At 46.4% G+C, this 26,365-nt stretch carries 24 protein-coding genes and 1 riboswitch; of the genes, 8 read left to right on the top strand and 16 right to left on the bottom strand.

Going from position 1 to position 26,365, the window contains the following annotated elements; genetic code table 11:
* From LOZ80_RS29845 to ilvA, 5 genes are all read right to left on the bottom strand, one after another.
* Positions 1-1,080 (bottom strand): ABC transporter permease, encoded by a 1,080-nt coding sequence (locus LOZ80_RS29845; RefSeq protein ID WP_238168009.1) that lies wholly within the window; start codon positions 1,078-1,080, stop codon positions 1-3.
* Complete coding sequence (locus LOZ80_RS29850; protein WP_238168010.1) at positions 1,073-2,614, bottom strand: ABC transporter ATP-binding protein; 1,542 nt, start codon at positions 2,612-2,614, stop codon at positions 1,073-1,075. Before LOZ80_RS29850 ends, LOZ80_RS29845 begins: the two co-directional genes overlap by 8 nt.
* Positions 2,615-2,746: 132 nt before the next feature.
* Positions 2,747-3,820 (bottom strand): BMP family lipoprotein, encoded by a 1,074-nt coding sequence (locus LOZ80_RS29855; protein ID WP_238168011.1) that lies wholly within the window; start codon positions 3,818-3,820, stop codon positions 2,747-2,749.
* Between the two features lie 257 nt (positions 3,821-4,077).
* Complete coding sequence (locus LOZ80_RS29860) at positions 4,078-5,616, bottom strand: putative bifunctional diguanylate cyclase/phosphodiesterase (RefSeq protein WP_238168012.1); 1,539 nt, start codon at positions 5,614-5,616, stop codon at positions 4,078-4,080.
* Positions 5,617-5,698: 82 nt separating this feature from the next.
* Positions 5,699-5,787: riboswitch (cyclic di-GMP riboswitch) on the bottom strand.
* A gap of 62 nt (positions 5,788-5,849) precedes the next feature.
* The gene (gene ilvA / locus LOZ80_RS29865; protein WP_238168013.1) at positions 5,850-7,106 is read right to left on the bottom strand and encodes a threonine ammonia-lyase IlvA; all 1,257 of its coding nucleotides are present in this window, start codon (positions 7,104-7,106) and stop codon (positions 5,850-5,852) included.
* 168 nt (positions 7,107-7,274) lie between these two features.
* On the opposite strand from ilvA, the gene LOZ80_RS29870 reads away from it, so the two are divergent.
* On the top strand, positions 7,275-7,436 hold the full coding sequence (locus LOZ80_RS29870; protein WP_189013259.1) for a hypothetical protein: 162 nt from the start codon (positions 7,275-7,277) through the stop codon (positions 7,434-7,436).
* Between the two features lie 389 nt (positions 7,437-7,825).
* On the opposite strand, the gene LOZ80_RS29875 is transcribed toward LOZ80_RS29870, so the two are convergent.
* Positions 7,826-10,180, bottom strand: a complete 2,355-nt coding sequence (locus LOZ80_RS29875) for an S-layer homology domain-containing protein (protein WP_238168014.1) — start codon at positions 10,178-10,180, stop codon at positions 7,826-7,828.
* Between the two features lie 160 nt (positions 10,181-10,340).
* Positions 10,341-11,054, bottom strand: coding sequence for a 23S rRNA pseudouridine(2604) synthase RluF (rluF, locus tag LOZ80_RS29880; protein WP_238168015.1), 714 nt, complete (start codon positions 11,052-11,054; stop codon positions 10,341-10,343).
* 195 nt (positions 11,055-11,249) lie between these two features.
* Between rluF and LOZ80_RS29885 the strand changes: the two genes are divergently transcribed.
* Positions 11,250-11,579 carry a hypothetical protein gene (locus LOZ80_RS29885; protein ID WP_238168016.1) on the top strand — a complete coding sequence of 110 codons (330 nt, stop codon included), beginning with the start codon at positions 11,250-11,252 and terminating at the stop codon, positions 11,577-11,579.
* A 1,951-nt stretch (positions 11,580-13,530) separates the two neighbouring features.
* Positions 13,531-14,151, top strand: coding sequence for an NAD(P)-dependent oxidoreductase (locus tag LOZ80_RS29890; protein ID WP_238168017.1), 621 nt, complete (start codon positions 13,531-13,533; stop codon positions 14,149-14,151).
* Positions 14,152-14,267: 116 nt separating this feature from the next.
* On the opposite strand, the gene LOZ80_RS29895 is transcribed toward LOZ80_RS29890, so the two are convergent.
* The 3 genes from LOZ80_RS29895 to LOZ80_RS29905 form a co-directional block, all read right to left on the bottom strand.
* Positions 14,268-14,582, bottom strand: coding sequence for a hypothetical protein (locus LOZ80_RS29895; protein ID WP_238168018.1), 315 nt, complete (start codon positions 14,580-14,582; stop codon positions 14,268-14,270).
* 90 nt (positions 14,583-14,672) lie between these two features.
* Positions 14,673-16,727 carry an ABC transporter ATP-binding protein gene (locus LOZ80_RS29900; RefSeq protein WP_238168019.1) on the bottom strand — a complete coding sequence of 685 codons (2,055 nt, stop codon included), beginning with the start codon at positions 16,725-16,727 and terminating at the stop codon, positions 14,673-14,675.
* 51 nt (positions 16,728-16,778) lie between these two features.
* Positions 16,779-18,524, bottom strand: coding sequence for an ABC transporter ATP-binding protein (locus tag LOZ80_RS29905; RefSeq protein ID WP_238168020.1), 1,746 nt, complete (start codon positions 18,522-18,524; stop codon positions 16,779-16,781).
* A gap of 504 nt (positions 18,525-19,028) precedes the next feature.
* On the opposite strand from LOZ80_RS29905, the gene LOZ80_RS29910 reads away from it, so the two are divergent.
* The 3 genes from LOZ80_RS29910 to LOZ80_RS29920 all read left to right on the top strand — a co-directional run bounded on the left by LOZ80_RS29910 (position 19,029) and on the right by LOZ80_RS29920 (position 20,131).
* Complete coding sequence (locus LOZ80_RS29910; RefSeq protein ID WP_189013241.1) at positions 19,029-19,211, top strand: hypothetical protein; 183 nt, start codon at positions 19,029-19,031, stop codon at positions 19,209-19,211.
* A 268-nt stretch (positions 19,212-19,479) separates the two neighbouring features.
* Positions 19,480-19,947 (top strand): DUF1492 domain-containing protein, encoded by a 468-nt coding sequence (locus LOZ80_RS29915; RefSeq protein ID WP_238168021.1) that lies wholly within the window; start codon positions 19,480-19,482, stop codon positions 19,945-19,947.
* On the top strand, positions 19,934-20,131 hold the full coding sequence (locus LOZ80_RS29920; RefSeq protein WP_238168022.1) for a hypothetical protein: 198 nt from the start codon (positions 19,934-19,936) through the stop codon (positions 20,129-20,131). The genes LOZ80_RS29915 and LOZ80_RS29920 overlap by 14 nt, the downstream gene beginning before the upstream one ends.
* A gap of 350 nt (positions 20,132-20,481) precedes the next feature.
* On the opposite strand, the gene LOZ80_RS29925 is transcribed toward LOZ80_RS29920, so the two are convergent.
* From LOZ80_RS29925 to LOZ80_RS29935, 3 genes are all read right to left on the bottom strand, one after another.
* Positions 20,482-21,018: a DUF2231 domain-containing protein gene (locus tag LOZ80_RS29925; RefSeq protein WP_238168023.1), complete on the bottom strand. Its 537-nt coding sequence runs from the start codon at positions 21,016-21,018 to the stop codon at positions 20,482-20,484.
* A gap of 166 nt (positions 21,019-21,184) precedes the next feature.
* Positions 21,185-22,030: a M56 family metallopeptidase gene (locus tag LOZ80_RS29930; RefSeq protein WP_238168024.1), complete on the bottom strand. Its 846-nt coding sequence runs from the start codon at positions 22,028-22,030 to the stop codon at positions 21,185-21,187.
* On the bottom strand, positions 22,030-22,446 hold the full coding sequence (locus LOZ80_RS29935; protein ID WP_189013238.1) for a BlaI/MecI/CopY family transcriptional regulator: 417 nt from the start codon (positions 22,444-22,446) through the stop codon (positions 22,030-22,032). Before LOZ80_RS29935 ends, LOZ80_RS29930 begins: the two co-directional genes overlap by 1 nt.
* 163 nt (positions 22,447-22,609) lie before the next feature.
* Here LOZ80_RS29935 and LOZ80_RS29940 point away from each other — a divergent pair, with 163 nt between their 5' ends.
* Positions 22,610-23,374: a pirin family protein gene (locus tag LOZ80_RS29940; protein WP_238168025.1), complete on the top strand. Its 765-nt coding sequence runs from the start codon at positions 22,610-22,612 to the stop codon at positions 23,372-23,374.
* Positions 23,375-24,075: 701 nt separating this feature from the next.
* On the opposite strand, the gene LOZ80_RS29945 is transcribed toward LOZ80_RS29940, so the two are convergent.
* Positions 24,076-24,789: a phosphodiester glycosidase family protein gene (locus LOZ80_RS29945; protein ID WP_238168026.1), complete on the bottom strand. Its 714-nt coding sequence runs from the start codon at positions 24,787-24,789 to the stop codon at positions 24,076-24,078.
* 318 nt (positions 24,790-25,107) lie between these two features.
* On the opposite strand from LOZ80_RS29945, the gene LOZ80_RS29950 reads away from it, so the two are divergent.
* Positions 25,108-25,311 carry a hypothetical protein gene (locus LOZ80_RS29950; RefSeq protein WP_238168027.1) on the top strand — a complete coding sequence of 68 codons (204 nt, stop codon included), beginning with the start codon at positions 25,108-25,110 and terminating at the stop codon, positions 25,309-25,311.
* A gap of 270 nt (positions 25,312-25,581) precedes the next feature.
* Here LOZ80_RS29950 and LOZ80_RS29955 read toward each other — a convergent pair whose 3' ends face one another.
* Together LOZ80_RS29955 and LOZ80_RS29960 are read right to left on the bottom strand one after the other, a co-directional pair.
* Complete coding sequence (locus LOZ80_RS29955) at positions 25,582-25,836, bottom strand: hypothetical protein (protein WP_189013230.1); 255 nt, start codon at positions 25,834-25,836, stop codon at positions 25,582-25,584.
* Between the two features lie 57 nt (positions 25,837-25,893).
* The gene (locus tag LOZ80_RS29960; protein ID WP_238168028.1) at positions 25,894-26,361 is read right to left on the bottom strand and encodes a VanZ family protein; all 468 of its coding nucleotides are present in this window, start codon (positions 26,359-26,361) and stop codon (positions 25,894-25,896) included.
* Positions 26,362-26,365 lie beyond the last annotated feature (4 nt).

Raw genomic sequence — 26,365 nt, forward strand, 5'->3', positions numbered from 1 at the left:
TTACGAAGCCCTCTCTTTCTTGCGTTTGCTATAGAACGGGATCAGTACCCATTTCACAATCCCTTGTGTGGCTACGAAGAAAATGACCGAACCGATGACGATCCGGATAATTTCCGGCGGAACATCGGCACCGAAGCTCATCCCTGCCGAGCCATAGGACAATCCGCCGAATAAGGCTGCTCCTAGAACAATCCCAAGCGGATTGTTGGCTCCTAACAAGGATACCGCAATACCATCAAAGCCATACCCCGGCGAACCCGCAGCAATGACTTGATAGTGGAACACGCCGAGAACCTCGAATACGCCGCCTAAACCGGCAAAAATACCGGAAATAAACATCGCTTTAATAATGTTACGGTTCACGTTCATGCCCGCATATTTCGCCGCATCCATATTATGACCAACAGCGCGAAGCTCATAACCTTGCTTCGTCTTCCAGAGGATAATATAGAACGCTACGGCTGCGAGTATCGCAATCACAGTACCCCAGTGCATTCTCGCATGATTCATAAGATCCGACAACCCGGCAAGACTCAGCGACGCGGAATCTTGAATCATATAAGAGCGCTGCTGCTTTGGCTCCAACAGAAACTGGTTGATAATGTAATTGGATAGAAACAACGCAATCCAGTTCAACATGATCGTTGTAATTACTTCATTAACGCCACGTTTGGCTTTCAGATAGCCTGCGATGGCTCCCCACAGTCCGCCGACTAAAGCACCGACGATTACGGCTAATGGTGCGTGGACAATCCACGGAAGTCCATGTATTTTCACGCCGATAAAGGTAGCCCCTGTCATCCCCATGATGAATTGGCCTTCTGCACCGATATTAAATAAGCCTGTCCGGAAGGCAAATGCCACGGATAATCCCGTTAAAATTAAGGGTGTAATCGCGCGAATCGATTCGCCAATATCATACGAATTACCGAAGATTCGTGAAAATAACGCGCTGTAAGCAGCGATTGGATTATAGCCGCCTACCAGCATTACGAGTGCTCCGAATATTAGCCCCAGTATAATCGCCACGATTGGATTCACCGCTGATTCACTTGTCAAAATGCGAGCAACTTTATTCATGAGCAGCCCCTTTCTCTGTGCGCTTGCTGCCAGCCATGAGCAACCCGATTTCTTGGTCGTTCGTCTCTTGCGGCAGCACTTCTCCCACAATTTGTCCTTCGTAGATAACGGCAATCCGGTCGGAGACATTCATAATTTCATCCAGCTCAAAAGAGATTAGCAGCACGGCTTTGCCTTTATTCCGCTGCTCGATCAACTGCTGATGCACGAATTCAATTGCCCCCACATCCAAGCCCCGCGTCGGCTGAGCGGCAATCAGCAGATTGGGATTCTTGTGTATTTCCCGAGCAATAATCGCCTTCTGTTGGTTGCCTCCCGACAAGGAGCGCGCTTTATTATAAATACTCGGCGTTCTGACGTCGAATTGCTTAATCAACGCTTCCGCATGGCGATCAATCGCCTCATAATTGAGGAAGCCTGCCTTATTATAGGCCGGGTGGAAATACGTTTCCAAGACCATATTTTCGCTCATGCTAAAATCTAGAACGAGTCCATGCTTGTGACGATCCTCCGGAATATGCGATAACCCCGCTTCAGAAATTTGTCTTGGCGTATGGTTGGTGATATCGCTGCCAAGCAGCAGAACATGTCCGCTATCAACAGCCCGCAGACCCGTGAGAGCTTCAATCAATTCGCTTTGACCGTTGCCGTCAACGCCAGCAATACCGAGAATCTCTCCGGCTTTCACCTCAAAATTAATCCCCTTGAGAGCTGGCAGCCCTTGCTGATTGCGCGAAACTAAATCCTGCACTTGAAGCACAGGCTGTCCAAGTTTCACTTCCGCTTTATTCACCTTGAAGGTAACATCGCGCCCGACCATCTTCTCAGCGAGAATTTGCGGATTGGTATTCGCGCACACCAAGGAGTCAATCACCTTGCCCCGACGAATAATCGTCACGGTATCCGCAATCTCCATGATTTCTTTGAGCTTATGTGTAATGAGAATGATGGACTTGCCCTCTGTGACCAGATTGCGCATGATAACCATCAATTCACTGATTTCTTGCGGCGTTAGTACAGCTGTTGGTTCATCAAAAATGAGAATATCGGCACCGCGATACAGCGTTTTCAATATTTCGACGCGCTGCTGCATACCGACGGAAATATCTTCGATTCTCGCTTTAGGATCAACACGCAATCCATATTGCTCCGATAACTTGCGAACTTTATCTTGCGCGGTCTTATAGTCAATATTCGACCCTTTTTTAGGCTCCATGCCCAAAATAATGTTTTCTGTTACCGTAAAAGGTTGTACCAGCTTGAAATGCTGATGCACCATACCGATCCCGAGCTCGATCGCCCGATTCGGACTGTCAATAAACACTTCTTGGCCCTGCACTTTAATAAAGCCTTCGTCCGGCTGATACAGACCGAACAATATATTCATCAGCGTGGATTTCCCCGCGCCGTTCTCGCCAAGGAGAGCATGAATCTCACCTTTTTGGAGTTTTAAGCTAATGGCGTCATTCGCCACAATACCCGGAAATCGCTTCGTAATGTTGCTTAATTCAACGACAGGCACTACTTCACTCATGAGATCACCCTAAGGATCAATTTTGTATTTCCTTAAAACTAAAGAACAAGGCTAGTTAAGATAACCAGCCTTGTTTGAACAAAAGTACATCTATCGTTCGTAACCACGACGCCATGAATATCTGGGCAGCTATTAAGGTTTCTCAGGAACTTTGATTTCGCCGCTAATGATTTTCGCTTTGTACTCGTCTACTTTTTTCAAGATATCAGCAGAAACATTTTTCTTGGAAGTTTCAGGAAGGCCTACGCCATCATCTTTCAGACCCAATACAACGACTTTACCACCTTGGAATTTGTTGTCGATTACGTCTTTGGAAACACGAGTTACCGCGTTGTCAACACGTTTCAACATCGAAGTCAATGTCACTTCGTCACCGAATTCAAGGGATTGGTCTTTATCGACACCGATAACCCATACTTTTTTACCGTTTTTGGAACGGTCTTTGGCTTCGTTGAATACACCGTTACCTGTTGAACCAGACGCGTGGAAAATGATATCAGCGCCGTCGTTGTAGATCGTTGCCGCTGCTGCTTTACCAAGGTCAGGCTTATCGAATGCGCCTGTGTAGTTGATTTTCACTGTTGCATTCGGGTTAACAGCTTTAACACCAGCAACGAAACCAGCTTCAAAACGTTTGATAACCGGGATGTCCACGCCGCCAACGAAACCGATTTTGTTCGTTTTTGTTGTAAGACCTGCAACTACACCTACCAAGTAAGATCCCTCTTGCTCAGAGAAAGTAACGGATTCTACGTTAGGAGCTTCTACTACATTATCGATGATCGCTAATTTCGCGTTCGGGTTTTGAGTAGCTACCGTTTTCAGCGCATCACCCATCAAGAAGCCAATCCCCCAAGTCAGGTTGTAGCCGTCTTTCACGAACTGGTTTAAGTTAGGCGTGTAATCAGCATCGCTTTTACTTTCCAAGTTTTTCACTTTAGCGCCAGTTTGTTTCTCAAGAGCTTTCAAACCTTCCCAAGCGCTTTGGTTAAATGATTTATCATTGACGCCGCCAATATCCGTAACCATTCCGATCTTGACATCTTTACCGCTGTTGTTGCTTGGTGCTGCGGATGCTGTTGCTGCTGCACTAGCAGCCGGAGTTGCGGATGCTGCGGGTTTCGTTTCTTCTTTTTTGGCACAACCAGATAGAGCCAACGCGGAGACAGTTACGGCCATAAGCGCTGTGGAAAGTACTTTTTTCATCAATGTTACCCCCAAAAAATAAATTTTAATTTCTACCTTGGACCCCGTAGGTTAGGTTGACCAGAACTAGTCAAAATATGTAAGACTGGCTATATTCGAGTGTATCATGTTGAAAGCAGACTGGAAAGCAGATCACCCTAAAATACGCATAATTCGTGATGTCAAACAAGTTGACATGTCCTATTTTGTAACCAGCCACAACTTAGGCTCCAAGCCCCAATTATTTATTATACTACCGCCGGTCAATAAAATCTAGATCACCCCATCTTAAATTTATCGGTCAAAAGGCTCAGAAATTGGTCGGGATTCAGCGGATTGCTGAACAGCTCTCCTTGAACCTCCGTACATTGCAAGAACTTCAGGTATTCCAGTTGTTCCTTGGTTTCTACACCTTTGGCAATCAAATTAAGTCCCAAACGGTGAGCCATGCGAATAATAGCTGCCGCCAACAATTGGTTCTCATCATCATCGACCAAATCCCGCACCAATGTGCTGTCGAGTTTCACGCTATCCAGCGGCATTCCCTCCAGTCCACTCCTCGTGAACAGCCCCGTGCACAAATCATCCATAGCAATGCGCACACCGATTTTCTTAAGTTGAATCAGCCTTTCACTAGCTTCCTGCACATTAGATGAGGTAATACTTTCGGTCAAATCCAGCTCTATCAGATCAGGTTCTATGCCCGTTTCTTTCAAAACACCAGCAATCTCTTCGATGAAGTGGTCATCTCTAAACTGCGAGGCCGTGATCGCGATTGTCATCCGCAAGGAGGGGAAGCCGCTCTCCCGCCATGCGCGCAGTTGATGACACGCTGTGCGAACAGCCCATTTGCCTATCGGCACCATGAAACCCATTTCCTCAGCCGCCTTAGACCAGCCTCCATAAGTCGTAGCCGCACTGTCTGCTTTACTCCAATGAAGGCTCGCTTCCATTCCAATTAATTGTTGATTCGTAATCGCATATTGCGGCTGATAAAGCAGTTCGAATTGCTCATGCTCCAAAGCCTGCCTAAGCTCCGACTCCAGATGAGCCTTGCTCTTCACCATGGCATCAATCTCCGATGCGTAGAACTGGAATTGATTGCTTCCTCGCTTCTTGGCCTTGTACATGGCTTCATCCGCATGTTCGAGCAACTGCTCCGCCACAGTTCCATCTAAGGGGTATAAAGCAATCCCCATGCTGGCCGTAATCACAACCGGCTTTCCTCCAAGGATGAAAGGCTCTTCCAGAGCTGATTGAATACGGGCAGCCACGAACCTCACATCCTCCGGTTTCGCAAAGGATTCCAAGAGAATGGCGAATTCGTCTCCCCCCTGCCGGTATACCGTATCCGATCCCCGCAAGCAGCCCAGCAGGCGCTCAGCGGCAAGTCGAATGAGACGATCGCCATAGGCATGACCTAACGAATCATTCACTTCCTTGAACCTGTCCATATCCAGGAACATAACAGCAGTCAACTGTTCATTGCGCTTCGCATGCAGAAGAGCCCGCTCCAATCGATCATCGAATAATCGACGATTAGGCAGTCCGGTCAACGTATCATGGTAAGCCAAAAAAGCCAATTGCTCACTCTTCTCATCCTGTGCACGACGCGTCAGGCGAAGATGACGCAGGCAAAGAGCAATCATGAAGCCGATTACAAATTGAATCAACACGCTAAGGAGAATATAAGCCCCTGGGGAGAAGGATGCGGTTACAAGCACGTTGGCCGCCAACAATAGGAAGCCGAGCACGCCAACATACACGACTGCTTTTGCTCTCACATGCTGTTTCCACTTATCCAGATCGACTTTCACGCGATTCCTCCGTTCTCATATGAAAAAAGGCTATTCCAAATTGGAATAGCCGTAGGTGTACCTGTTAGGTAAACTTCAACCTGTCGGTAGTTCAGCCATCCTCGCTGCATCTGCAACCTTAGACCTGTAACTTTGCGTCCTTACCTTTCGATAAGTTTGCCTTTATCATCGTATAGGTAATAAATGGGACTAAATAACTATATCATATTCCATTTGCCTTTGGCTAATTTTTCTTAGATCAGCAAGTTAAATAACTTAGGATCTTTATTGATCTCAATATAGCCGTAATCTTTGCTGGAGAGGCGCTCAATCAAACCGTCATAATCGTCCTTATTTTTAAGCTCAATACCGACTAAGGCAGGTGCATCATCCCGATTGTTCTTCTTCGTATATTCGAAACGGGTAATATCATCGGTAGGTCCTAGGACTTCCTCCAGAAATTCACGCAAGGCGCCTGCACGCTGCGGGAAATTCAGAATAAAGTAGTGCTTCAAGCCCTCGTAGATCAATGATCTTTCCTTGATCTGCTGCATGCGGTCAATATCATTGTTGCCTCCGCTTATGATGCAGACGACATGCTTGCCGCGGATTTGATCCCGGTAAGCATCCAGAGCTGCAACAGGCAGCGCTCCTGCCGGCTCAATTACAATCGCATTGTTATTGTACAGCTCCAGAATGGTCGTGCACTCCTTGCCAGAAGGGATAATCACGATATCCTCGAGCTTGTCTTTGCAAATCTCAAACGTTAATTGGCCGACCTGCTTGACTGCCGCGCCATCCACAAATTTCTCTATCGTGGACAGTGTCACGACCTTCCCTTGCTGCAGCGATTCCGTCATGCTAGCCGCACCCTCCGGCTCTACACCGATAATCCGCGTCCGTGGGGACACACTGTCCACATAAGTGGCTACGCCCGCTACAAGGCCGCCTCCGCCAATCGTCGCGAAGATATAGTCCGGCGTATCGGACATTTGATTCATAATCTCCAAGCCTACCGTGCCTTGTCCGGCAATCGTACGCACATCATCGAACGGATGAATAAACACTTTATTCTCTTGTTCGCAGTAAGCCTTGGCTTGTGTGGAAGAATCATCGAACGAATCCCCTGTCAGAATGACTTCAACAAAGGAGCCGCCGAATAGCTTAACCTGAGAAATCTTCTGTCTTGGCGTTGTCGTCGGCATGAAGATCTTACCCTGGATGCCAAGCTGCTTACAGGAATACGCCACGCCTTGCGCGTGATTGCCTGCGCTCGCACACACAACCCCGGCCTCGCGTTCCTCCGCCGTTAAGCTTTGAATCACGTTGTACGCTCCGCGAATTTTGAAAGAGCGAACCATCTGCATATCTTCACGTTTGAGATAAACGTTGCATTCATACAAGTTGGAGAGCAGCTCATTGCGTTGCAAAGGGGATGGTTCAATCACCTTGCTGAGCACATGATTGGCCCTAATAATATCTTCCAAACCTACTTTTCCGGAAACAACCATTCTCTTCTACTCCCTTTCTCACCAGTTCATTAAATAAAGTTTTAAAGTATATTGTAGCATATCTGCTACCATCTGTAAGAACTTTATCCAAGAGACCCAGCTGTCCTTGTTTCACATTCACTTGGTCGGGGTACTAATGAACAAGAAACCTTCAAAGGAGTGATTCCAATGTCAACTCAACCACGGAATATTGATATCGAGGAACGCCATGTGGAGAAAAAATCGGATTCCAGTCTAGTCGCCTCTACCTTCATCAAATATGCCGCCTATATCGTCATTATTTTCGGTGTTCTGTACTTCCTAGTGAACTATGTATTCCCGATGTTCTAGACGTGGAGAAATGAGCTAAGCAGTTTGCACTTGCTTAGCTCATTTTTTTTTGACTTCTACCGCAGTTTGGTGCTGAGCACCCCTGAGCCGAGTACCCGTCCCTGAGCACCCCTGAGCTCTCGCGCCAATAATCCAGTACTCTATATGAACTGTAGGATGCTTATAGTCGAGAAAATGGCTACTTTGGCGATCTAATGAACTGAATTGGCGTTATCGAGCATTTTATGGGCGGAATGGTGACCTTTTACATGAAATAACGCATCAGGAATTCGTTAGATTTTTCAAATGAACTATTTTGACCGAATAAAGGTTATTGAGTTCGCTAGGGGGCTTATGCAATAGGGAAAAGGCTGCCTCAAGGCCATCTTGACCTTGAGACAGCCTCTTTTTTAGTAATAGTAATGAGGCTGATCTTGAAGCTCCGCGCGCTTCTGCAAGAAGCGGAAGAACGCACTGGCTGCCTGAGCTCTCGTCACTTCTTTTTCCGGAGCAAACTTTCCGTCTGTCAGGGACATGATGTCCAGGCCGACCACGATGGCAGCGACACCTACTTGTTTAAGCTTAGCCGCATCCGCAAACTGTTGATTGAAGACGCCATCGAACTTCGTTAAGCTGTTGTAGCCAAGCCCCTTCACGATCATCTGAGCCATTTCTTCCCGGTTCAGCGTTGCTTCCGGGTTAAACTCAGCACCCGCTTCCAACAAGCCGCGATCTACGGCATTTTCGACATAAGCGAAATACGGAGATGCATTGCTCACATCAGCGAAGGAAGCCTTGCGCTCAGCTCCGTAATAAATGCCGCCGTTACCGCCATTCATCGCAATAACCATCATTTTCACCAGCTCGCCACGTTTAATCAGTTGATCCGGGCTCACCTTGCCGTCCTTTACGTCGAGAGCTTGATAATCAAGCATGAGCTGCAGTTCATTCTTAGCCCAGTGGTTACCGATGTCACTCACCGTTACTTTATCCAACGAAATCGTTTCGCCAGTTTGGCTGTTTCTCCACACACCGGTTTGCGCATCAAGCAAGTACGCGTCCCGGTTAAATTTAGGAATAAGGGAATAGACGAGTTTAGCCGTCTTCTTCTCACCTGCTGCATTCACAGAAGCAGATGGCGGAACTTCGCCAGCGGCCAGCATAACTCTGTATTTCTCAATCGGAATTCCGCCTACATAGCCGTTATCTTCCAATACATAATTAAGTTTGATATCGAATTGGCCCAGCCATAGATCCTTAGCTTTCTCAATAGCCAGCACTTCTGGTTTTTGCTTAGGATACGCCATCGAACTGATGGAGAAGTAATAATTCGTAATTTGTCCGGTCACCCGATCGATACTAACGGATACATCTTCATTGTTCGCAACGACTCCATCAATCACACGGTTGAAGTAGATATCCCAATTGCGCTGCTTCTTCAACTGCTCCGTCGTAAAATCTTTGGCCGATTGCACACGAAGCACCAATTGGTCGGTATAGGCCGGAAGCTGCTTTTTCACGAAATCAACCGCTGTTGTCACGGCAGTTTCGTAGGCAATTTTACCTTCGATATCTTTGTCCGAATCATAAGGGGTGTAGCTGTTGAAGTTGGTAATTTCCCCTGTCTTGCTGTTCACATTCGCCCAAGCGCCTCTACCTGCCACTTTGCTCACGAAATCTTTCTCCGCTTCCACCGTCCAACTCAAATTCCAGTTCGAACTTGTCTCACCCGTCTCAGGATTGGTCCCCTCATTGTAGGAAGCATCCCTCAGAATGAAATCCGCTGGCAGATTCAACACCGAAGCAGCCTTCTTCACAGCTTCATCCTTCGTCAAATCCAGGTTAGCTGCAGGCGCTGCCCCTAGAGGCTTGTCAGTTAAAGGCTTGGTCCCTTGCGTGCCACCCATCGCCTTCACTGGACTCCAAATCTCCCCAGTCTCTGCATTCAGTGAAAAAGGAGCTAACATATAAGAAATGATCGGCAGCTTTTTGCCTTTGGCCCCATAAGGAATCTGATATTGCAAGGAAAGATTAGCCTTATCGTGGAACAATTGAGCAACCTTCTCTGCAGCAATCGGGGTTACATTGGTTTGGAACGTAACGTCATTCAACCAATTATAGTTGTAGCTCGTGACCACGCCATCCCCATTCACACTGACATTAATTCCGTTCATCCCAAAAGGCACACCGCCTACAGAACGGTCATAACGAACATTGTAGACATAATTGCCATTCAATGGCGTGCGAAAAGCTTTCTCCTCCGCATCATTGTAAACAAGTTCCTTCTGTTTCTCAGGGTTCACTTTAGTAATGAACGCTGAAGCCACTTCCTTGGCCGCTTTGAAATCCACCTTAGGCGGATAGCTCACTTTATGCGCGGGATCACTATCATTCATCGAGAAAGACGTCAGTGAGCCGTCTAAACCATGAATAGACACATTCAGATTCCCGTAGATCTGATCCTTCACTTTGCGCACATACGAAATGTTCCACGTCGGGAAATTTTGCCCGTTCATGCTGTAATACGCATTCAAACTAATCGACTGTAAAGTAAATCCATCCGGCAGCGCAATATATGACTTAGCCCGCTCTAATGCTTGCTCTTTGGTAATTTTGGCATCCAGCATCTTATCGCCCCCCGGTGCCACAGGCAATGAAGAAATCGCTTTGCTCTCCACGGCTTCATTAGCCCATACGCCCGGCGCAGCGGTTAGCAGCAGTGTGGAAGCAAGGACCAATGTTCCTGCTTGTTTGACAATTTTCAAAGTCATCTTCCTCCTTAGCGTTTACACGCGTTTCCCTAAAAGTTATCTACATTTTCACTAACGGAACTTATTGGGAAAAGGTTGCTCAAAACCTGCCATTTTTTATTAAAATAAAAAAAGCACCTGCCCGAGCACTTCAAGAGTGTTCAGACACGCGCATTTATTGATTTGCTTTGGCGTTTTCCTGACCGAGTGTATGCATGAGATCCTGCATCTCGCCTTGCGTTAAATCCCGCCATTTCCCCACCTTCAGATTCCCCAGATGGATATGCATGATCCGAACACGCTGCAAGCGAACCACCCGGTATCCAAAAGCTTCACACATCCGGCGAATCTGCCGGTTAAGCCCTTGCGTCAAAATAATCCGGAATACGCGGTCGCCGACCTGATTAATTTCACAAGGCTTGGTCATCGTTCCGAGAATACGGACCCCGCTCCCCATCCCTTTTAAAAACATCGGTGTAATAGCTCGGTTTACCGTCACAATATACTCTTTGTCGTGGTTGTTTTCTGCCCGTAGAATCTGATTCACAATATCGCCGTTATTGGTCAGAAGAATGAGACCTTCGGAGTCTTTATCCAATCGGCCAATGGGAAAAATGCGTTCAGAATGCCCCACAAAATCAACAATATTGCCTTTGATATGAGCCTCTGTCGTACTTGTGATCCCAACAGGCTTGTTGAGCGCTATGTACACATGCTCCTTCTTCTCGCCAATCACACGACCGTCAATGCGAACCTCATCGCCCGGATTCACAACACTTCCGAGCCCCGCGAGCTCGCCGTTGATCGTCACACGCTTCGCCTCTACCCACTTGTCGGCTTCCCGTCTGGAGCAAACACCAGTTTCACTAATAAACTTATTAATTCTCATACCTGGGAAATTCCCTTCTATGCCGTAATCAGAACATGCAAGTATCTCCTATTATGCTGGATTCGTCCTTTCGGTTCAAGTAGCCAGGCCAGAGGAGAATCTCTCTACTAAAATGATTCTAATCTACTAGTAGATTCATCCAAGCCAAATCTCGCAATCTAGCATTTACTAAGAGTAGAACAGGAGGGATGCTAAATGAGTTCAAAACCTATTAAAAAAACACGCGCAACTTACAAGAAAGCTTCAGCAACAGCAAAACAAGCTAACCGCAAAACAGATTTGGGCAATGGTTTCCAACGCTTCTTCTTTAACCGCACGATTACGCCTAACACGTTCTTCACTTTTACTTTCCTAGGCGGGAGCCTCAAACCGATAAGTGGCGGCTTCTTCATCGCTAACCAAAACTCCTTGCCTGCTTACGCAACAAGCTTCTACAACCAATCGGATACCACCTATATCATAACAGTATTCAATCCTACCTCTGTCACTCGTGCTATTTCCTTTACATTTGTAGCCAAACAGTAAGCTGGATGAAAACGGAGCTAAGCGGTTTTACGGCTTAGCTCCGTTTTTTGGTGAGAGCTTGGTGTGAGCTCAGCGAGAGCTCAGCGAGAGCTCAGCGAGAGCTCAGCGAGAGCTCAGCGAGAGCTCGGCGAGAGCTCAGCGAGAGCTCAGCGAGAGCTCAGCGAGAGCTCAGCGAGAGCTCAGCGAGAGCTCAGCGAGAGCTCAGCGAGAGCTCGGCGAGAGCTCGGCGAGAGCTCGGCAAGAGCTCAGCGAGAGCTCGGCGAGAGCTCGGCGAGAGCTCAGCGAGAGCTCAGCGAGAGCTTGGCGAGAGCTCGGCGAGAACTCCCCGAGCTCCAGACTTTCTCTGGCGTAAGGTTTTAAGCAGGAATCTTTCGAGATCATGGTTGTTCTTCTATCTCACCAACACTCGCTCCATCCCGATCATAGTCGAATCGCTCATGCACAGCCTTCTTGCTATGGCGTTTATCGATCTCCAAGGACATCCTTGAAGCTGCCCTAAGTCAAGCACCGTCGAACCGTCGTGCACCACCCTCGAGCCCCCACACCATCCATCCAACATTCTAATGAACCGTGTGATGCTTATACACGAAAAACTGGCTGCTTTGAAGATCTAATGAACTCAATTGGCGTTATCGAGCAAATTATCGGCGGAATGGTGATCAGTTTGCTTGAATAACACATTAGGAGTTCGTTAGATTTTATAAATGCTCCATTTTGAGCAAATAAAGAGTATCGAGTTCGTAAGGTTGATAGCCTCAAAATTTATTGACTTGCGACAGCCACTTTCCGCGCGCCGACCCCACCCCCGAGTCCTGCGCAATTAATCTGTCATTCTAATGAACCGTGTGATGCTTATACACGAAAAACTGGCTACTTTGAAGATCTAATGAACTCAATTGGCGTTATCGAGCAAATTATCGGCGGAATGGTGATCAGTTTGCTTGAATAACACATTGGGAGTTCGTTAGATTTTATAAATGCTCCATTTTGAGCAAATAAAGAGTATCGAGTTCGTAAGGTTGATAGCCTCAAAATTTATTGACTTGCGACAGCCACTTTCCGCGCGCCGACCCCACCCCCGAGTCACCACACCATCCATCCAACATTCTAATGAACCGCATGGTGCTTATACACGAAAAACTGGCTACTTTGAAGATCTAATGAACTCAATTGGCGTTATCGAGCAAATTATCGGCGGAATGGTGATCAGTTTGCTTGAATAGCACATGGGGAGTTCGTTAGATTTTATAAATGCCCCATTTTGAGCAAATAAAGAGTATCGAGTTCGTAAGGTTGATAGCCTCAAAATTTATTGACTTGCGACAGCCACTTTCCGCGCGCCGACCCCACCCTCGAGCCCCCCACACCATCCATCCAACATTCTAATGAACCATATGATGCTTATACACGAAAAACTGGCTACTTTGAAGATCTAATGAACTCATTTGGCGTTATCGAGCAAATTATAGGCGGAATGGTGATCAGTTTGCTTGAATAGCACATGGGGAGTTCGTTAGATTTTTTAAATGCCCCATTTTGAGCAAATAAAGAGTATCGAGTTCCTAAGGTTGATAACCTCAAAATATATTGACTTGTGACAGCCACTTTCCGCGCGCCGACCCCACCCCCGAGTCCTACGCAATCAATCTGTCATTCTAATGAACCGTGTGATGCTTATACACGAAAAACTGGCTGCTTTGAAGTTCTAATGAACTCAATTGGCGTTATCGAGCAAATTATCGGCGGAATGGTGAGCATTTTCTTGAAATAACACATCGGGAGTTCATTAGATTTTCAAAATGAACATTTTTGAGCAAATAAAGGTTGTTGAGTTCGTAAGGGAGCTTGTCTCAACAGTTGCCCCGTTCTGGGACAGGCAGGAACGAAGAAGGCATCCCTCACCCAGGTTTGGTATACTGGGTACAAATACGAATGCATCAGGAGGACGATCATGCATATCCTGCTACTAGGGGCTACAGGCCGCGTCGGCCAACGAATTCTGCAGCAAGCATTAAAGGACAACCACGCCGTCACGGCGCTGGTCCGCAGCCCTGACAAAGTCACCGCTGTCAGTGACCAGCTTACGCTGCTGCGCGGCGACGCCTGCTGCGCAGCCGATATCGATGCCGCAGTACGCGGCGTCGATGTGGTCATAAGCTGCCTCGGGACCGATGGCAGCACGGTCTTGACTGCCTATACGTCCCTGCTTATCGGGGCGATGCAAACACACGGCGTGAGCCGAGTCGTGACTGTCGGCACAGCCGGCATCCTGCAGAGCCGGGAGCATCCCGGCCTGCTGCGCTATGAGGCGCCGGACACCAGGCGCTCCTCTACGCGGGCTGCGGAAGAGCATCGCCGCGCGTGGGAGCTGCTCGCCGAATCGGATTTACATTGGACAGTTGTATGTCCAACCTATCTGCCGGGCGGCGAGCCGCAAGGTCAGTACCGCGTTGAGCGGGACTTTTTGCCGGACGGGGGGACGTCGATCACCGTAGGCGATACCGCGGCGTTCACCTATCGCGTGGCCTGCGATGATGAGTACGCAGGGTGCCGCGTGGGTCTTGCTTATTAACAGCGCGGATGTCCGCAAAGCGTCAAGCGCCCTGCGCCAAACACAAAAAGAGGCCCGCCCAAAAGGTTGAAAACCTAGAGGGGGCGCCTCTTTTTGCTATTGTAGCGTAGAATTGATTAACCTCTGCCTCGATATCGGGACAGCTCCCGAACATTGATCAATGAAATCACGATCCCAATAACTCGGAACACAATCCCAAGTAGAGGAATAAAGCTTAGAAAGGCTACTACGATATTGATAATCGTCTTTATTGTCGTGCCATTGTTTGTAAGGAAGGCAAAAACCAGGTTGACGAAAACCAACGGAATTACCCACGTATACGACCACAAGTAAGCAAATGGAATAAGGCCGATCAAGTAGCCGACAGCAACGGCAATCTCCGATAAAAGCTGCAGCAAATTCAACAATCGAACGGTATCAGAACGCATCATCGTTCCTCCCTTTCAAGGAAAAAGTGAAGTCTCTTTTCCATTGTAGCATAGCCATATGCGATCGTCTTTAGCCCTTTTGTGCGGTTCGTCCTACGAACTCGGAAGCACTTCGCCCTCGATGTCAGCTGCTGTCTCCCGATGTCCAGCCTGCAGCTGGTACATCTGATAGTAACGCCCGAACTGCTGCATCAGTTCGTCGTGATTGCCTCGCTCGACGATTTCGCCATGGTCGAGCACGAGAATTTGGTCGGCGCTTTTGATCGTCGACAAACGGTGGGCAATGATGAAGGTGGTCCGCCCCTTCGACAGCACTTCCAGCGCGGCCTGAATAATGGCCTCGGTTTCCGTGTCGATGGAGGCCGTTGCCTCATCGAGGATCAGGATCGCCGGGTCGAACGCCAATGCCCGAGCGAAGGATATAAGCTGCCGCTGTCCGGCTGACAGCGTGCTGCCCTTCTCAATCACAGGCTCATCGATGCCGTGCGGCAGGCTCTTGAACATCTCCTCTGCCCCAACCTCGCGCAGCGCGGCTTCGACCCGTTCCCGGGTAATGGACGGATCATCCAACGAAACGTTGGAGGCAATCGTCCCTGTGAACAGGAACGGATCCTGCAGTACGATGCCCATATGCTGACGCAGCATCTGTTTGGGCATCTCCCTTACGTCTCGGCCGTCCACCGTGATGCGGCCTTCGTCCACATCGTAGAAGCGAAAGAGCAGATTCAAGATGGAGCTTTTGCCTGATCCGGTGTGCCCAACCAGCGCAACTGTCTGACCTTGTTTCGCTTCAAAGTTGATGTCCTTGAGCACATCCTCGCCTTCTTTATAAGCAAAGCGTACCTGCTCGAACTTCACGTTACCCAGATAGCGGTCCGCTTTCCCATCAACGACATCGATGCCTCGCTCATCCAGAAGTTCAAAGACACGATCAGCCGATACAAGCGCCCGTTCCAGATTCGGCAATTGATTCACAATCCCGACCATGGGATGGAACATCCGATTCAAATAGTCGACGAAAGCATACAAAACGCCGACCGTAATCAGCGTATTCAAGGTACTTCCCCCTACATACCAGATGAGTCCGAAAAAGAAGAGATTCCGCACGACATTCATCAGATTGTGAGAAGTGAATGAGTTTAGACTGAGCAATTTGTTTTGATAGGAGGTATATTCGTCATTCAATTGTTCGAACTCTTCAATGGTTTCCTTTTGCCGGCGAAAAGCTTGAATGATCGGCATCCCTTGGATGGATTCATTAATAATCCCATTGATGGAGCCAATTCGTTCACGAATCTCGTGATTGAAATAGGACGCATACTTCCGATAAACCACAATCCACACGTAAAGCAAAGGAATGACTGGCAGCGTGAACAGCGCTAAGCGATAATCCAGAATGAATAAGGCCGCAATAATACCAATGATATAGATCGTTCCTGTAAAAAAGTTTGCCAACACTTGAATGTACAGATCTTTTACGGACTCCGTATCATTCGTAATTCGGGAGACAATTTTACCTGCTGGCTGATTATCGAAATAGTTGATCGGCAGCCGTTGAATTTGCGCGAAAACATCGCTTCGCATCCGCTGTATGATCCGATTGGCTGCGGACTGCAGCAAGTATCGCTGCCCATAAGTGAAGGCGGCCCCTATGAAAATCAACACCAAATATAGTCCTGCCAGCTTCATCAAGCTTACAAATTCAGGCTTATAGAACGTGTACAGCTGCCCAGCGCCTAGCTTTTTCACCGCATACTCTGCCTTCTCCGTGCCTTGTGTAATTGTCAGCATACCGCTGTCTGCAAGCTTACGCACACCATCAAAAGCAATCGCTTGATCGACCCATACGAACTGGCTGCCGACCTGCAAAATGCGAACTTCCTTGCCCTTCGTTTCCCCTTCCGGGAAATTATCCCCGCGCAGGTAATACGTTCCCTCATAGGGAACCGCTTTGTTTGTTTGTGTGGCCGACAACGTCTGGTACCACGGTTTTTCAATGCCGAGAATATGTGTATCGATCATCTGCCGCGCGATAAAAGGTCCCGCCAACTCGGTTGCCACCGCGATTGCTAAGAAGAGCAGCGCGATGAGCAGGGGCTTTTTGAAAATAGCCGCGTATTGAAATAATCGCTTGCCTGTTTGTTTCATGAGAGGTTTCACCTTCTTTTCCTTGTTCTTCACTGTGTTTCTATCTTCACGCTAAACCTGCGTCTGCTCTTCTAATTGCTGCCTGTCATACTGCTCTTTGTACCATCCGCCGCGGGCAAGAAGCTCCTCATGGGTGCCTTCTTCCACGATATACCCCTCGTCGAGGACAAGGATCCAATCGGCATGCTGAACCGCAGAAAGGCGGTGCGTCGTAATGAGCGTTGTTTTGCCAGCACGTTCCGAGCGAATGCCGCGGATGATCTCCGCTTCTGTTTTGGCATCTACAGCCGAAAGAGCATCATCGAGTATCAAGATTTCCGGATCTACATAAAGCGCCCGGGCAATCGAAACGCGCTGCTTCTGACCGCCGGACAAGGCCACACCTCGCTCGCCAACCAAGGTTTGCAAGCCTTCTGGCAGGAATTCCACGTCCTTACGGAAAGCGGCAAGCTCTAAGGCTTGTTCGAGCTGTTCCTCCGTGCCTTTGCCCTTGCCGAACATAATGTTCTCTTTGACAGTTTTGGAAAAGAGTATCGGCTCCTGCGGCACGTAACCGATCCATCCGTGAACCGTATCCATGGTCAGCTTCTCAATCGGAGTATCCGACAACGTAATCGCTCCCTGACCTGTTGGATATTCTCTCAACAACTGCTTCAGCAGTGTTGTTTTGCCACTGCCGGTACGGCCTACAATCCCAAGCGTCTGTCCGCGCTGCAACTGGAACGAAATATTCACCAAATTATCGATGGATGAAGTCGGGTAACGAAATGTAACGTTTTGAAAGCTGATCGTATTCGGCAAAAGCAGTGTCGTCGCCTGCGGATCCTCTTTCACATCAGGCTTGTAGCCCAGTGTCTCATTCACCCGATCGAGGGACGCATTCCCGCGCTGCATGATGTTCATCAACTCGCCAATGGCGAACATCGGCCAGATGAGCATCCCCAGGAACGTATTGAAAGATACCAGTTCACCGAGTGTCAACTCGCTATGAAAGACCATATAACCGCCGTAGCAAAGCCCGATTAGATAGGAAATGCCGACAAGAATTTTGACCGTTGGTTCAAAAAGGGCATCAATGACAGCCACTGCGATATTTTTTTGGAAAACGTCGTCTGTCATAGTTTTGAAGCTTCTTTCACTTGCCTTCTCTTGCACAAAAGCGCGGATGACCCGCACGCCGGCAATCGTCTCCAGGACACGATCATTCATTTGTCCGAAAGCATCTTGTGCGCGGATGAACCTCTCGTGAATGCGCCCGCCATAGACGGTGATGGCGATCGCCATAATCGGCAGCGGGAGAATCGCGGCCAAAGTGAGCTTCCAGCTAATGAAGAAACCCATCATAGCCAGAATCGTCAACATAAACAACGTCGAATCTACAAAAGTCAAAATACCGAAACCCGCTGTCGTGGACACCGCTTGCAGATCATTCGTAGCTCTCGCCATCAGATCGCCAGTACGGTTCCGCTCATAGAATGTAGGTGTCATACGCAGCAAATGTCTCATTAATCGCGAACGGAGTATGCGTTCCAGGACGAAGGCTCCCCCAAACAACTGATACAGCCAGACGTAAGATAAACCGTAGCCCGCAACGATGAGCACGCCCCAAAAGGCGAGCAATTGGACCAACTTGCTTCCTGTCAAAGTTCCCATGTGAATCCCGTCAATCGCATAGCCAATCAGCTTAGGCGGGATGACATCAATGATTCCCACGATGATCAATAGCCCGATGGCTAACGTGTATCGCTTCCAGTTCATTCGGAAAAACCAAGCTAATTTCTTCAATACCGTAAACATCTATCTTGTCACTCCTCTCAAATGGTGCAAACGAATACGTACTTTTCCACGCAAAAAGACACACCGCACGCAGCGATATGCCTTCTAGAACCAGAAAAGCGCACGTCACGAACTTCTCGTAACCTGCGCTTTGGGATCAGCGTTTATGTTGAGGTGGCAGCACATACGACACTAGGCGTGCGTACGGACTGATAAGCGGGTTACATCATATGAAATTATATAGGTATCATGCTTCTTGCTTAGATGAATAAATCGCACTCCAGCCATATCAATCATCCTGTAACCCTCCTTCCAAAAGTTGTATATTCAAGCTTACAGAGGTGATCTTACCACCCTTTTCAAGCCTCTGTCAATCGGAGAGAAAAACTATAATTGAACTATCTGAACAACCTATTTCGCATCAAATTACTTGCCTTTAGCGCATCCCAACTGTCACACATGTTTCATAATTCCCCGGCATATCCATAGCATATGAGTTCTTAGCGCATAGGGGAGTGAGTGTGCATGGTCGATCAAGTCTTTGCTTTACTGGGATGGATTGCTGCCTTTGGGACTGTCATCGGGGGTGTTATTTATGCCATTGCCCGCTTCGTAAGTCGTGACTCCACGCAGTATGATATGGAGTTTCTCTGGGAGTACCGTTTTACACGCAAAGAACTGGAGCTGGAACCAGATGATCCTGTTTAAAACAAATAAGAGGGCTGTCCTAGCGTAGTGAATCTACGCCGGACGGCCCTCTTTTGTGGTGCATGGAAAAACCTCCGTTACTTCGGGCCTCTTCTTCACTTAACTCATCTACCGGGAATTGGCACGTGTTTAGCACTCTTTGCTGACCAATAACATGGGCTCTTAATTTCTAATATTTGAAATTACAGGGTTTTTATTATAAAATTACCAAAACTATTTAAAACAAGAACTTATGTTCTTATTTTTTGTTCATATTGGTTGTAAATGTATGTTTTATTTTACTTTTTTAAGTAGAAGATTAAAGAAAGGTATGGGTGAGTATTGGATGATTATAAATAGTGAATTTTCAGGTTTGGATGAGTACCGTCAGGTTTTACAACGATTTGCATGGCGTATTCAGTATCATGCTCGTAAACAGATAAATCGTGAGGTTTTATCAATAGATTTTGATAATTACCATAATCACCATAATTACCAAAATAATGTGTCAGAACGGTTAAAAGACATCCAACTCCATGAATTAATTCAGAGCATTAATTCGGAAAAAGGACGCTATATTATTCAAAGAATTTACATAGACGGGTTAAAAGAAAAAGAGGTTGCGGATGAACTCCAAATCTCACAGCAAGCAGTAAGTAAATGGAAAAAGAAAAGCTTGGATTACATGAAGAGTACAATGGAATTGGAAAAGGATGTTTGGAAGAGTGGGGGACTGACTGTGAATGAAGACAGATGAATTATTTATTAAAGGCTTAATGCAGCATCAAAATAGGAACAATAAAGAAGAATTTATTGAAATGCTCTTATTCTATTTTGATGAAGAAATTAAAAACATGTCTAAATATATAAAGATGCCTCGCGAGGATGCTATTCAATCTATTAAAACAGATTTTATTGAATATATTTCAGAGAATTGGTAGAGGGAGGTGAAGTTATGCAAGCTATCGCCGTTAAAATGGGAGTATCCGTAGAAATAGAGAAGTTAAATCAATAAATTAATATTTGAATTAAAAAGGTGGGAATTAGATACTTACTAAAGCCAAAAAAAGCATTTTAGGTACAGCGATTATCTGTATTATAGTTTCCGCAGGGCTAATATCAGAGGCAAACGAAGACAGTCCTCCATATGAAATAAGTAATGGGGATCCATCTAAGGATCCCCATTTATTCAAAGTCTGCAAATAGGAAGTATTCCTGAAAGCTATATTTCAGGGTAAATAATATGATTTCTAGAGACAAAGCAATTTGATGCCTTTTAGGTCGATATTTCTCATTTCGCCGGTGCGGCCGATGGTGCGCCAGCCCCAGGACCTGCACCTTGACCTGCTCCTTGCCCTGCTCCCTGGCCTGCTCCTTGACCCGATCCTTGCCCGGCACCAGGGCCCGCACCGTTCAGCGGAGCACCGGTCATCGGTCTATGAACCATTTGCCCGCCTAGATGACCCGTGTAGCTGACAAGAATCACCGCGGCTAACGCTCCGACCAAGTAAATAGGATTGCGGCCTAATTCAAGCTTTTTCCAAATTAACAAACCAACCCGAATGATAGCTAACAAGATGGTGAGGAACATCGTAATTCGCGCATACATCTCATGCGGAACCACTAGCGGATTACGCCAAGGCGACGGCCCCGTCATGACCGCTGCAATTGCGCCGAGCGCACCTACGACCATGCAAAGCATCCCCGCAGAGTGCCAGTCCCGTTTTTTGAAAATAAGTGCAATCAGATCAAAAATAAAACTAAAGATAAGCAAGGCGATAGGGACATGGGTCACGATGAAATGCATGTTTTTCAAAATATAATCCACTTGGCTTCTCTCCTCTATCTATCTGATATAATCAACACTACATAGTGTAGTTTTCAAGGTAAAAAATGTCAACCCTTTTCCCTTTCTGATAGCAAATCCTGTCTATTTATCTGACATGACTACCATCAAACTGCGAAAATGCTGACAAAAACAATTCGAATACCTGTTAAATCAGACCCATGAGCAGAATAATAATAACTAGTGAAGCGACTATCCGAATGTGGGGCCAGTGTAACGACAACTGCATGTGAGGATCAAGAATGTGTTGAATTCTGACATTCATAGATGTTTCTGCGAAGGAGGCATGAGATAAGGAAATCAGATGCGGTTTCGGTACTTGTTTGAGTAATTTGAGAAGAGCACTGCCCAAGTCCAGCGATTGCTTCATCTGGGTCACGGCATATTTGTCCGCTCTTAGTTCGATCATAATCGGATATTTCTCTGCCAGCCAAGCAAAGATAGGAATATACCACATTGCCTTGGAAATCCCGGAAATCAGTAAGCTGGCGAGCGGATCTCTGTGCTGCATATGGCATTTTTCATGTTCAATCACGGCCTTCAGCTCATTCGGCTCCAGCATCTCAATTAATCCGGTAGAAAGAAGAATCCGCGGCTTCCATAACCCCACTGTCATCGCAATCGGAGCGTCGTAAGCGATAATCTTCAAGTCTCTGGGAGCAAGCTGAAATTGTTCGCGGTACTGCTGGGTAAGGGATGACTCTTCCGACATTTCCACGATCTTCTGCGCTTTCCACGTATCGAGGGTATGACGTATTGTCAGCCAGATCAAGGTACCTAAGGTATAGAGAATAAGAACATTGATGACCAAAAAAGCAACAGGTGGAGGCACATGCAGATGTTTAAATAAGATCATACAAAGATCAAAGATTGTAAACAAAGGTTTCCATCTGAAAAGATGTTGGAAGGCATAGAGCAGCATTTGCACCAAAATAGCTCCTGAGACGACGAGAGAAGCGACATAAACCCATTGTATTCGGGATTCCTTCATCATTATCGATCCTTTTTGAGTTCTTTGATTTTGAGCTCCAGCTTGTCGAGCAGATCCGGATCTACTTTATCAAGCGCATCCACCATATGAGTAACGGCCAAAGAACCGAACTCTTCAATAAGATCAAACGTAAGCTCTTTGGATTGCGTTTCCATGAATACATCTCGGGTCACAACGGGCTTGTACATAAAGGAACGGGCTACCGAATTCTTCTGCAGAATCCCTTTGTCGACCAAGCGATTCATCACGGTCATCACCGTATTGAAATTCATCACTTTATCCTGATCCAGCTTCGCTTGGACCTCTTTAATCGTTAGCGCGGCTGTGGTCGTCCACAGGATCTCCATGATTTTCGCTTCCAAAGGGCCAAAAAAGCGGTTCAACCCGCTGCCTTCATATTTAAAATTATGCATTTTCATTTGCGCTCACTCCTTACACTACAAATTGTAGTAGGGGGTGCCTGCGAAGTCAAGAAATAAACGGCTATATGCACATTAAGCTTTTGACAAAGAGCAAAAAAAGAATTATAATACTTACATAAAGTAAGTTATTAAACATTATTTAGTTGAGGAGGAGTTACACATGAGCATTCAAATCTTTTCGGCTGAACAGCAAGGTGTTGGCGCATTTGATGGCGGTAAATTCCTCGAGCAGCGGGCGATCAGCTTCCCTGGCGAAAAAACAGCCCTTGATCGTGTCGGCCCTCTCTTCTACTGGGCTTGGGGCAAAGCTGCCGATGTTGCAGAGATCGGCATGCATCCACATAAAGCGTTCGAAATTGTCACTTATGTCATCGAAGGACTCGTCGAACACCGCGACTCTCTCGGTTCCCTCGAAACCGTTACGAACGGTGGCGCCCAGGTCATTCAAGCCGGTTCCGGCGTCTATCACGCTGAGGCATTCCGCACAGCGGGCAGCGAAGCCATGCAAATCTGGTTCGAGCCTCATCTGAGTGAAACCGTGAAAAAACCAGCGGCTTATCATCAATACAATCATGAGGCATTCCCAAGCCACCACGGCGATGGCGTTACTGTGAAAGCCGTAATTGGAGGCGCTGCGCCCATTCAACTGGATACACAGGCTAACATGTACGACTGGCAGCTGGAGCCAGGCGCTGCATTCAGCTATCCGCTTGACCCCAGCCGTCAGCTGGCGTTCCTCGTTATTCGCGGGCAGGGCGCCGCGGGCTTAGGCGAGCTGCAGACCTTGACTCACAAGGACTTCGTCGTGGCTCAAGCAGAGCAGCAAGGGGACACCCTGCAGCTGCAAGCTGATGACGGGCAAGGCATGCGCATCATTGCTATTGATGTGCCCCAAGATCCCGGCTACACGCTGTATCGCAAATAAGGCTAACATCATATAAACCAGCCTGCTGGTAATATCCCCTTAACCCTATAACCAAAAGCAAGCCTTCAAGTAACAGGGAAACTCAATTCCCTGACACTTGAAGGCTTTTCTTTTCTGTTCAGTTTCTGCCTTCCCGATCCGTGATCACCGCTGTTGAGTCAAAGACTATTTAACGCGTCGTGATCGAATTTTTAAATAAAAGTTTCAACACTGAAAAAAGTGGAAAGGAAAAGAATAAAAAATAAAAAGCAAAATTATCAAAAAATAAATATATTAAGACAACAATAACGACTCCTATTAGATTGAATACCAATATCTTTAGTAAAAGGGTGCTTTTTATATTTTCTGTCCAGTAATTGATTAGACCTACAATAAGGTTGAAGATGTAAGCAATCAGTAGAGTGTACAAGAAATAAAAGAACCACTGCCCCATATCCTTATGTAGAGAAGTTCGATAATCTATCGTAGCGGCAACGACAGAAAGTATTACACTTACGAAAAATGAAATAATTATTGTATTTAAAAATAGTTCTCTTGCTCGATTTGATGTCATTGTATCTCTTCTCCTTTAATTAAGGCTTATTTACCTTTTATTATCTTTTTTGGTAATCGATATGTCAACTTTCTCAATTGTTCCTTAGAACCCCAGACCAAGTTTTAATAATCAAAAGACGACCAAGGGAATGGTCGTCTTGGGAATCTTAGCCGAAGAAGTCAATGCCATATACACGGACCATGTTTCCAATGTATCGGTCATGTGTAGGCGAACCGTACCAATTGATGACATCATTTTGAGCAACCCTCATACTGGTAGATCCAGATCCATCAAGAATAACTGAATTTGTAGGATTGTAACCGAGTGTTTCCATATGGCGTTTCAAGGTAGGAATATTTACTGATCTATTAGCGGTTACAATCATATAGGCAGAGGTGCTGTCCCATGCAAGCACAGTACGCCAATTGGCTATACTGTAACTAGGTAGTCCTGGTAACCCTCCCGTCCAACTATCCTCATTATAGTCTGTTCCACCAATAACTGCTTGAGCGGTTGGATAATTTGCAAGAACCTCATTTAAATTACTCGCATAAATATGAGTCGCTCTCATGACGCCCGTACCATCTTTATACGAAACAAAGGTCTTTCTGGAGTATTGAGCACTAGAGGTACCATTGTAGGCATAAGAAGTGGTATCACCATTCCAGTAACTGATAGATCTTATTCCGGTAGGAGGGCTACTATAGCCATTATCTGCAGCGAAAAATCCCCCGTTAATTCCAATATGCGGCTTTTGCTGCATCTGAGTATTGATAATTTCAGGCTTTGCCTTCCCAATCTCTGTTTTAATTACTGCGTACTTATAAATCGCTCCAAATTCATTGAATTCCCGTAATGTGAATGTATACGGATATGCCATCAATAATTCCTCCTTTTTTTGAGAGCCTGGTTCGAACCTCTCAATATGTAAGGAGTAAAAGTATTCAGTCTTACAACCTAATCGATAATTGAATAGATGTGAATGCACTTTTAAACCAAAGAACATTTGCATTTATCAGTGATTTGAATTTCAAGGGTTTTTAGTATAAAATAACAAAATGAATTAATAATACGAACTTATGTTCTTATTTAATTACTATAAGTTGTAAAAGTTGGATGATGATCAATAGAAATAAAGTTAGAAAATGCTAATGATGCGATGACTTATTCATCATCAAAGAGTGGGGGACGATTGCGAATGGAAAAAGAGCAGGAAGAACAATTTGTACTTGAATTAATGAAGTATCACGATAAGGACAATAAAGAAAAGTTTATTGAAATGCTCTTATTTTACTTTGATGAAGAGATTGAAAATATGTCTAGATATATAAAAATGCCTCGTGAAGATGCTATTCAATCAATTAAAACAGATTTTATTGAGTACATTACAAACCATTGGTAGGAGGTCCCATGAACCAACAACTTCGATTTGAAACAAAAAAACATCCCTGCGGTGTTCTTCTTCAATCCACTTGGATAACAAGTCGGTAGCCGGCCAGTTATTACAAATGGAGAGCCCTGCAACTACCAGCGCTTTCAGTCTAAACTGAAAAAACGCGCACCGATTGAGTATCGATGCGCATTGGCAGCATAGCTTTTTTCATCTGTCTACTTGACAGGGGTATGACCATACGGCTGGGTTTTCTTCAATTCTGGGAAAGTCCTTTTTCTGCTACTGAAGATCCTGCAGTCTGGCTTCTTCATCGCTTAATGCTTGTGCCACCTCTTGGGCAGGTTGTGCATCCGAATGCATGGTTGCTTGGTCTACGGCTTTCTCCGCTTTGTTGATGGCATTCTGCGCCTGATCTAACGTTTGGGATGTCGGGTGTGACAGCGCACTGGAAACAGCCCGATGAACATTCTCCACCGCATTTTGCGCGGAAGAAATTGGATTTTGCGTTTGAAGACTCGTATCTGTCTTAGTCATGATCGTCAAAACCTCCTAGCGTTGAATGTAGTACAACCGCTATGTTGAGGTTTTTCCTCACATTTTATACATCGGATTCGCTTTCCTTCGTTCCAATACCCGCCACAAGCCTCTGAATACCATAAAAGCAAGACTCGCACCCAGCACATTCAATATCACGTCATCCACATCCAGACTGCCAACACGCAGCAGCATTTGGAGCACTTCCAAGCCTGCAAGCGGACAACCAAACAACAAGAGAAACCAGCTGTACCGCCTCGCAAGTGGAAATAGATAGGGCAGCAGGAAACCAAATGGCATAAATACGCCAATATTGCCAAATAAATTAATGATCCACGTCCGCAGCGGAAAGGCATGAATATGCAGTACATACATGCCAATCGTCCGAAAAGGCACCACATTATAGGCAAATTCTTCTCGCTGATACAGACCGCGGCCAAAACCTAGAAACATCCAATACAGCAAACAGCTTGTATAGCCGATAAAAATCAGCCAAGCCAATGTCCGGGCCCTTTTCCTACTCATTACC

Origin of the sequence: Paenibacillus sp. HWE-109 (genome assembly GCF_022163125.1) — a bacterium.
Lineage (GTDB): Bacteria > Bacillota > Bacilli > Paenibacillales > NBRC-103111 > Paenibacillus_E.

Bases quoted from the DNA above. Each gene is read 5' to 3' on its own strand.
- LOZ80_RS29900 (WP_238168019.1), bottom strand. From the start codon at position 16,727: ATGAAACAAACAGGCAAGCGATTATTTCAATACGCGGCTATTTTCAAA.
- LOZ80_RS29955 (WP_189013230.1), bottom strand. From the start codon at position 25,836: ATGACTAAGACAGATACGAGTCTTCAAACGCAAAATCCAATTTCTTCC.
- rluF (WP_238168015.1), bottom strand. From the start codon at position 11,054: ATGAGAATTAATAAGTTTATTAGTGAAACTGGTGTTTGCTCCAGACGG.
- LOZ80_RS29885 (WP_238168016.1), top strand. From the start codon at position 11,250: ATGAGTTCAAAACCTATTAAAAAAACACGCGCAACTTACAAGAAAGCT.
- LOZ80_RS29950 (WP_238168027.1), top strand. From the start codon at position 25,108: ATGGAAAAAGAGCAGGAAGAACAATTTGTACTTGAATTAATGAAGTAT.
- LOZ80_RS29905 (WP_238168020.1), bottom strand. From the start codon at position 18,524: ATGTTTACGGTATTGAAGAAATTAGCTTGGTTTTTCCGAATGAACTGG.
- LOZ80_RS29935 (WP_189013238.1), bottom strand. From the start codon at position 22,446: ATGAAAATGCATAATTTTAAATATGAAGGCAGCGGGTTGAACCGCTTT.
- LOZ80_RS29850 (WP_238168010.1), bottom strand. From the start codon at position 2,614: ATGAGTGAAGTAGTGCCTGTCGTTGAATTAAGCAACATTACGAAGCGA.
- LOZ80_RS29855 (WP_238168011.1), bottom strand. From the start codon at position 3,820: ATGAAAAAAGTACTTTCCACAGCGCTTATGGCCGTAACTGTCTCCGCG.
- LOZ80_RS29890 (WP_238168017.1), top strand. From the start codon at position 13,531: ATGCATATCCTGCTACTAGGGGCTACAGGCCGCGTCGGCCAACGAATT.
- LOZ80_RS29895 (WP_238168018.1), bottom strand. From the start codon at position 14,582: ATGATGCGTTCTGATACCGTTCGATTGTTGAATTTGCTGCAGCTTTTA.
- LOZ80_RS29940 (WP_238168025.1), top strand. From the start codon at position 22,610: ATGAGCATTCAAATCTTTTCGGCTGAACAGCAAGGTGTTGGCGCATTT.
- LOZ80_RS29960 (WP_238168028.1), bottom strand. From the start codon at position 26,361: ATGAGTAGGAAAAGGGCCCGGACATTGGCTTGGCTGATTTTTATCGGC.
- LOZ80_RS29945 (WP_238168026.1), bottom strand. From the start codon at position 24,789: ATGGCATATCCGTATACATTCACATTACGGGAATTCAATGAATTTGGA.
- LOZ80_RS29915 (WP_238168021.1), top strand. From the start codon at position 19,480: ATGTTTTATTTTACTTTTTTAAGTAGAAGATTAAAGAAAGGTATGGGT.
- LOZ80_RS29845 (WP_238168009.1), bottom strand. From the start codon at position 1,080: ATGAATAAAGTTGCTCGCATTTTGACAAGTGAATCAGCGGTGAATCCA.
- LOZ80_RS29920 (WP_238168022.1), top strand. From the start codon at position 19,934: ATGAAGACAGATGAATTATTTATTAAAGGCTTAATGCAGCATCAAAAT.
- LOZ80_RS29870 (WP_189013259.1), top strand. From the start codon at position 7,275: ATGTCAACTCAACCACGGAATATTGATATCGAGGAACGCCATGTGGAG.
- ilvA (WP_238168013.1), bottom strand. From the start codon at position 7,106: ATGGTTGTTTCCGGAAAAGTAGGTTTGGAAGATATTATTAGGGCCAAT.
- LOZ80_RS29930 (WP_238168024.1), bottom strand. From the start codon at position 22,030: ATGATGAAGGAATCCCGAATACAATGGGTTTATGTCGCTTCTCTCGTC.
- LOZ80_RS29910 (WP_189013241.1), top strand. From the start codon at position 19,029: ATGGTCGATCAAGTCTTTGCTTTACTGGGATGGATTGCTGCCTTTGGG.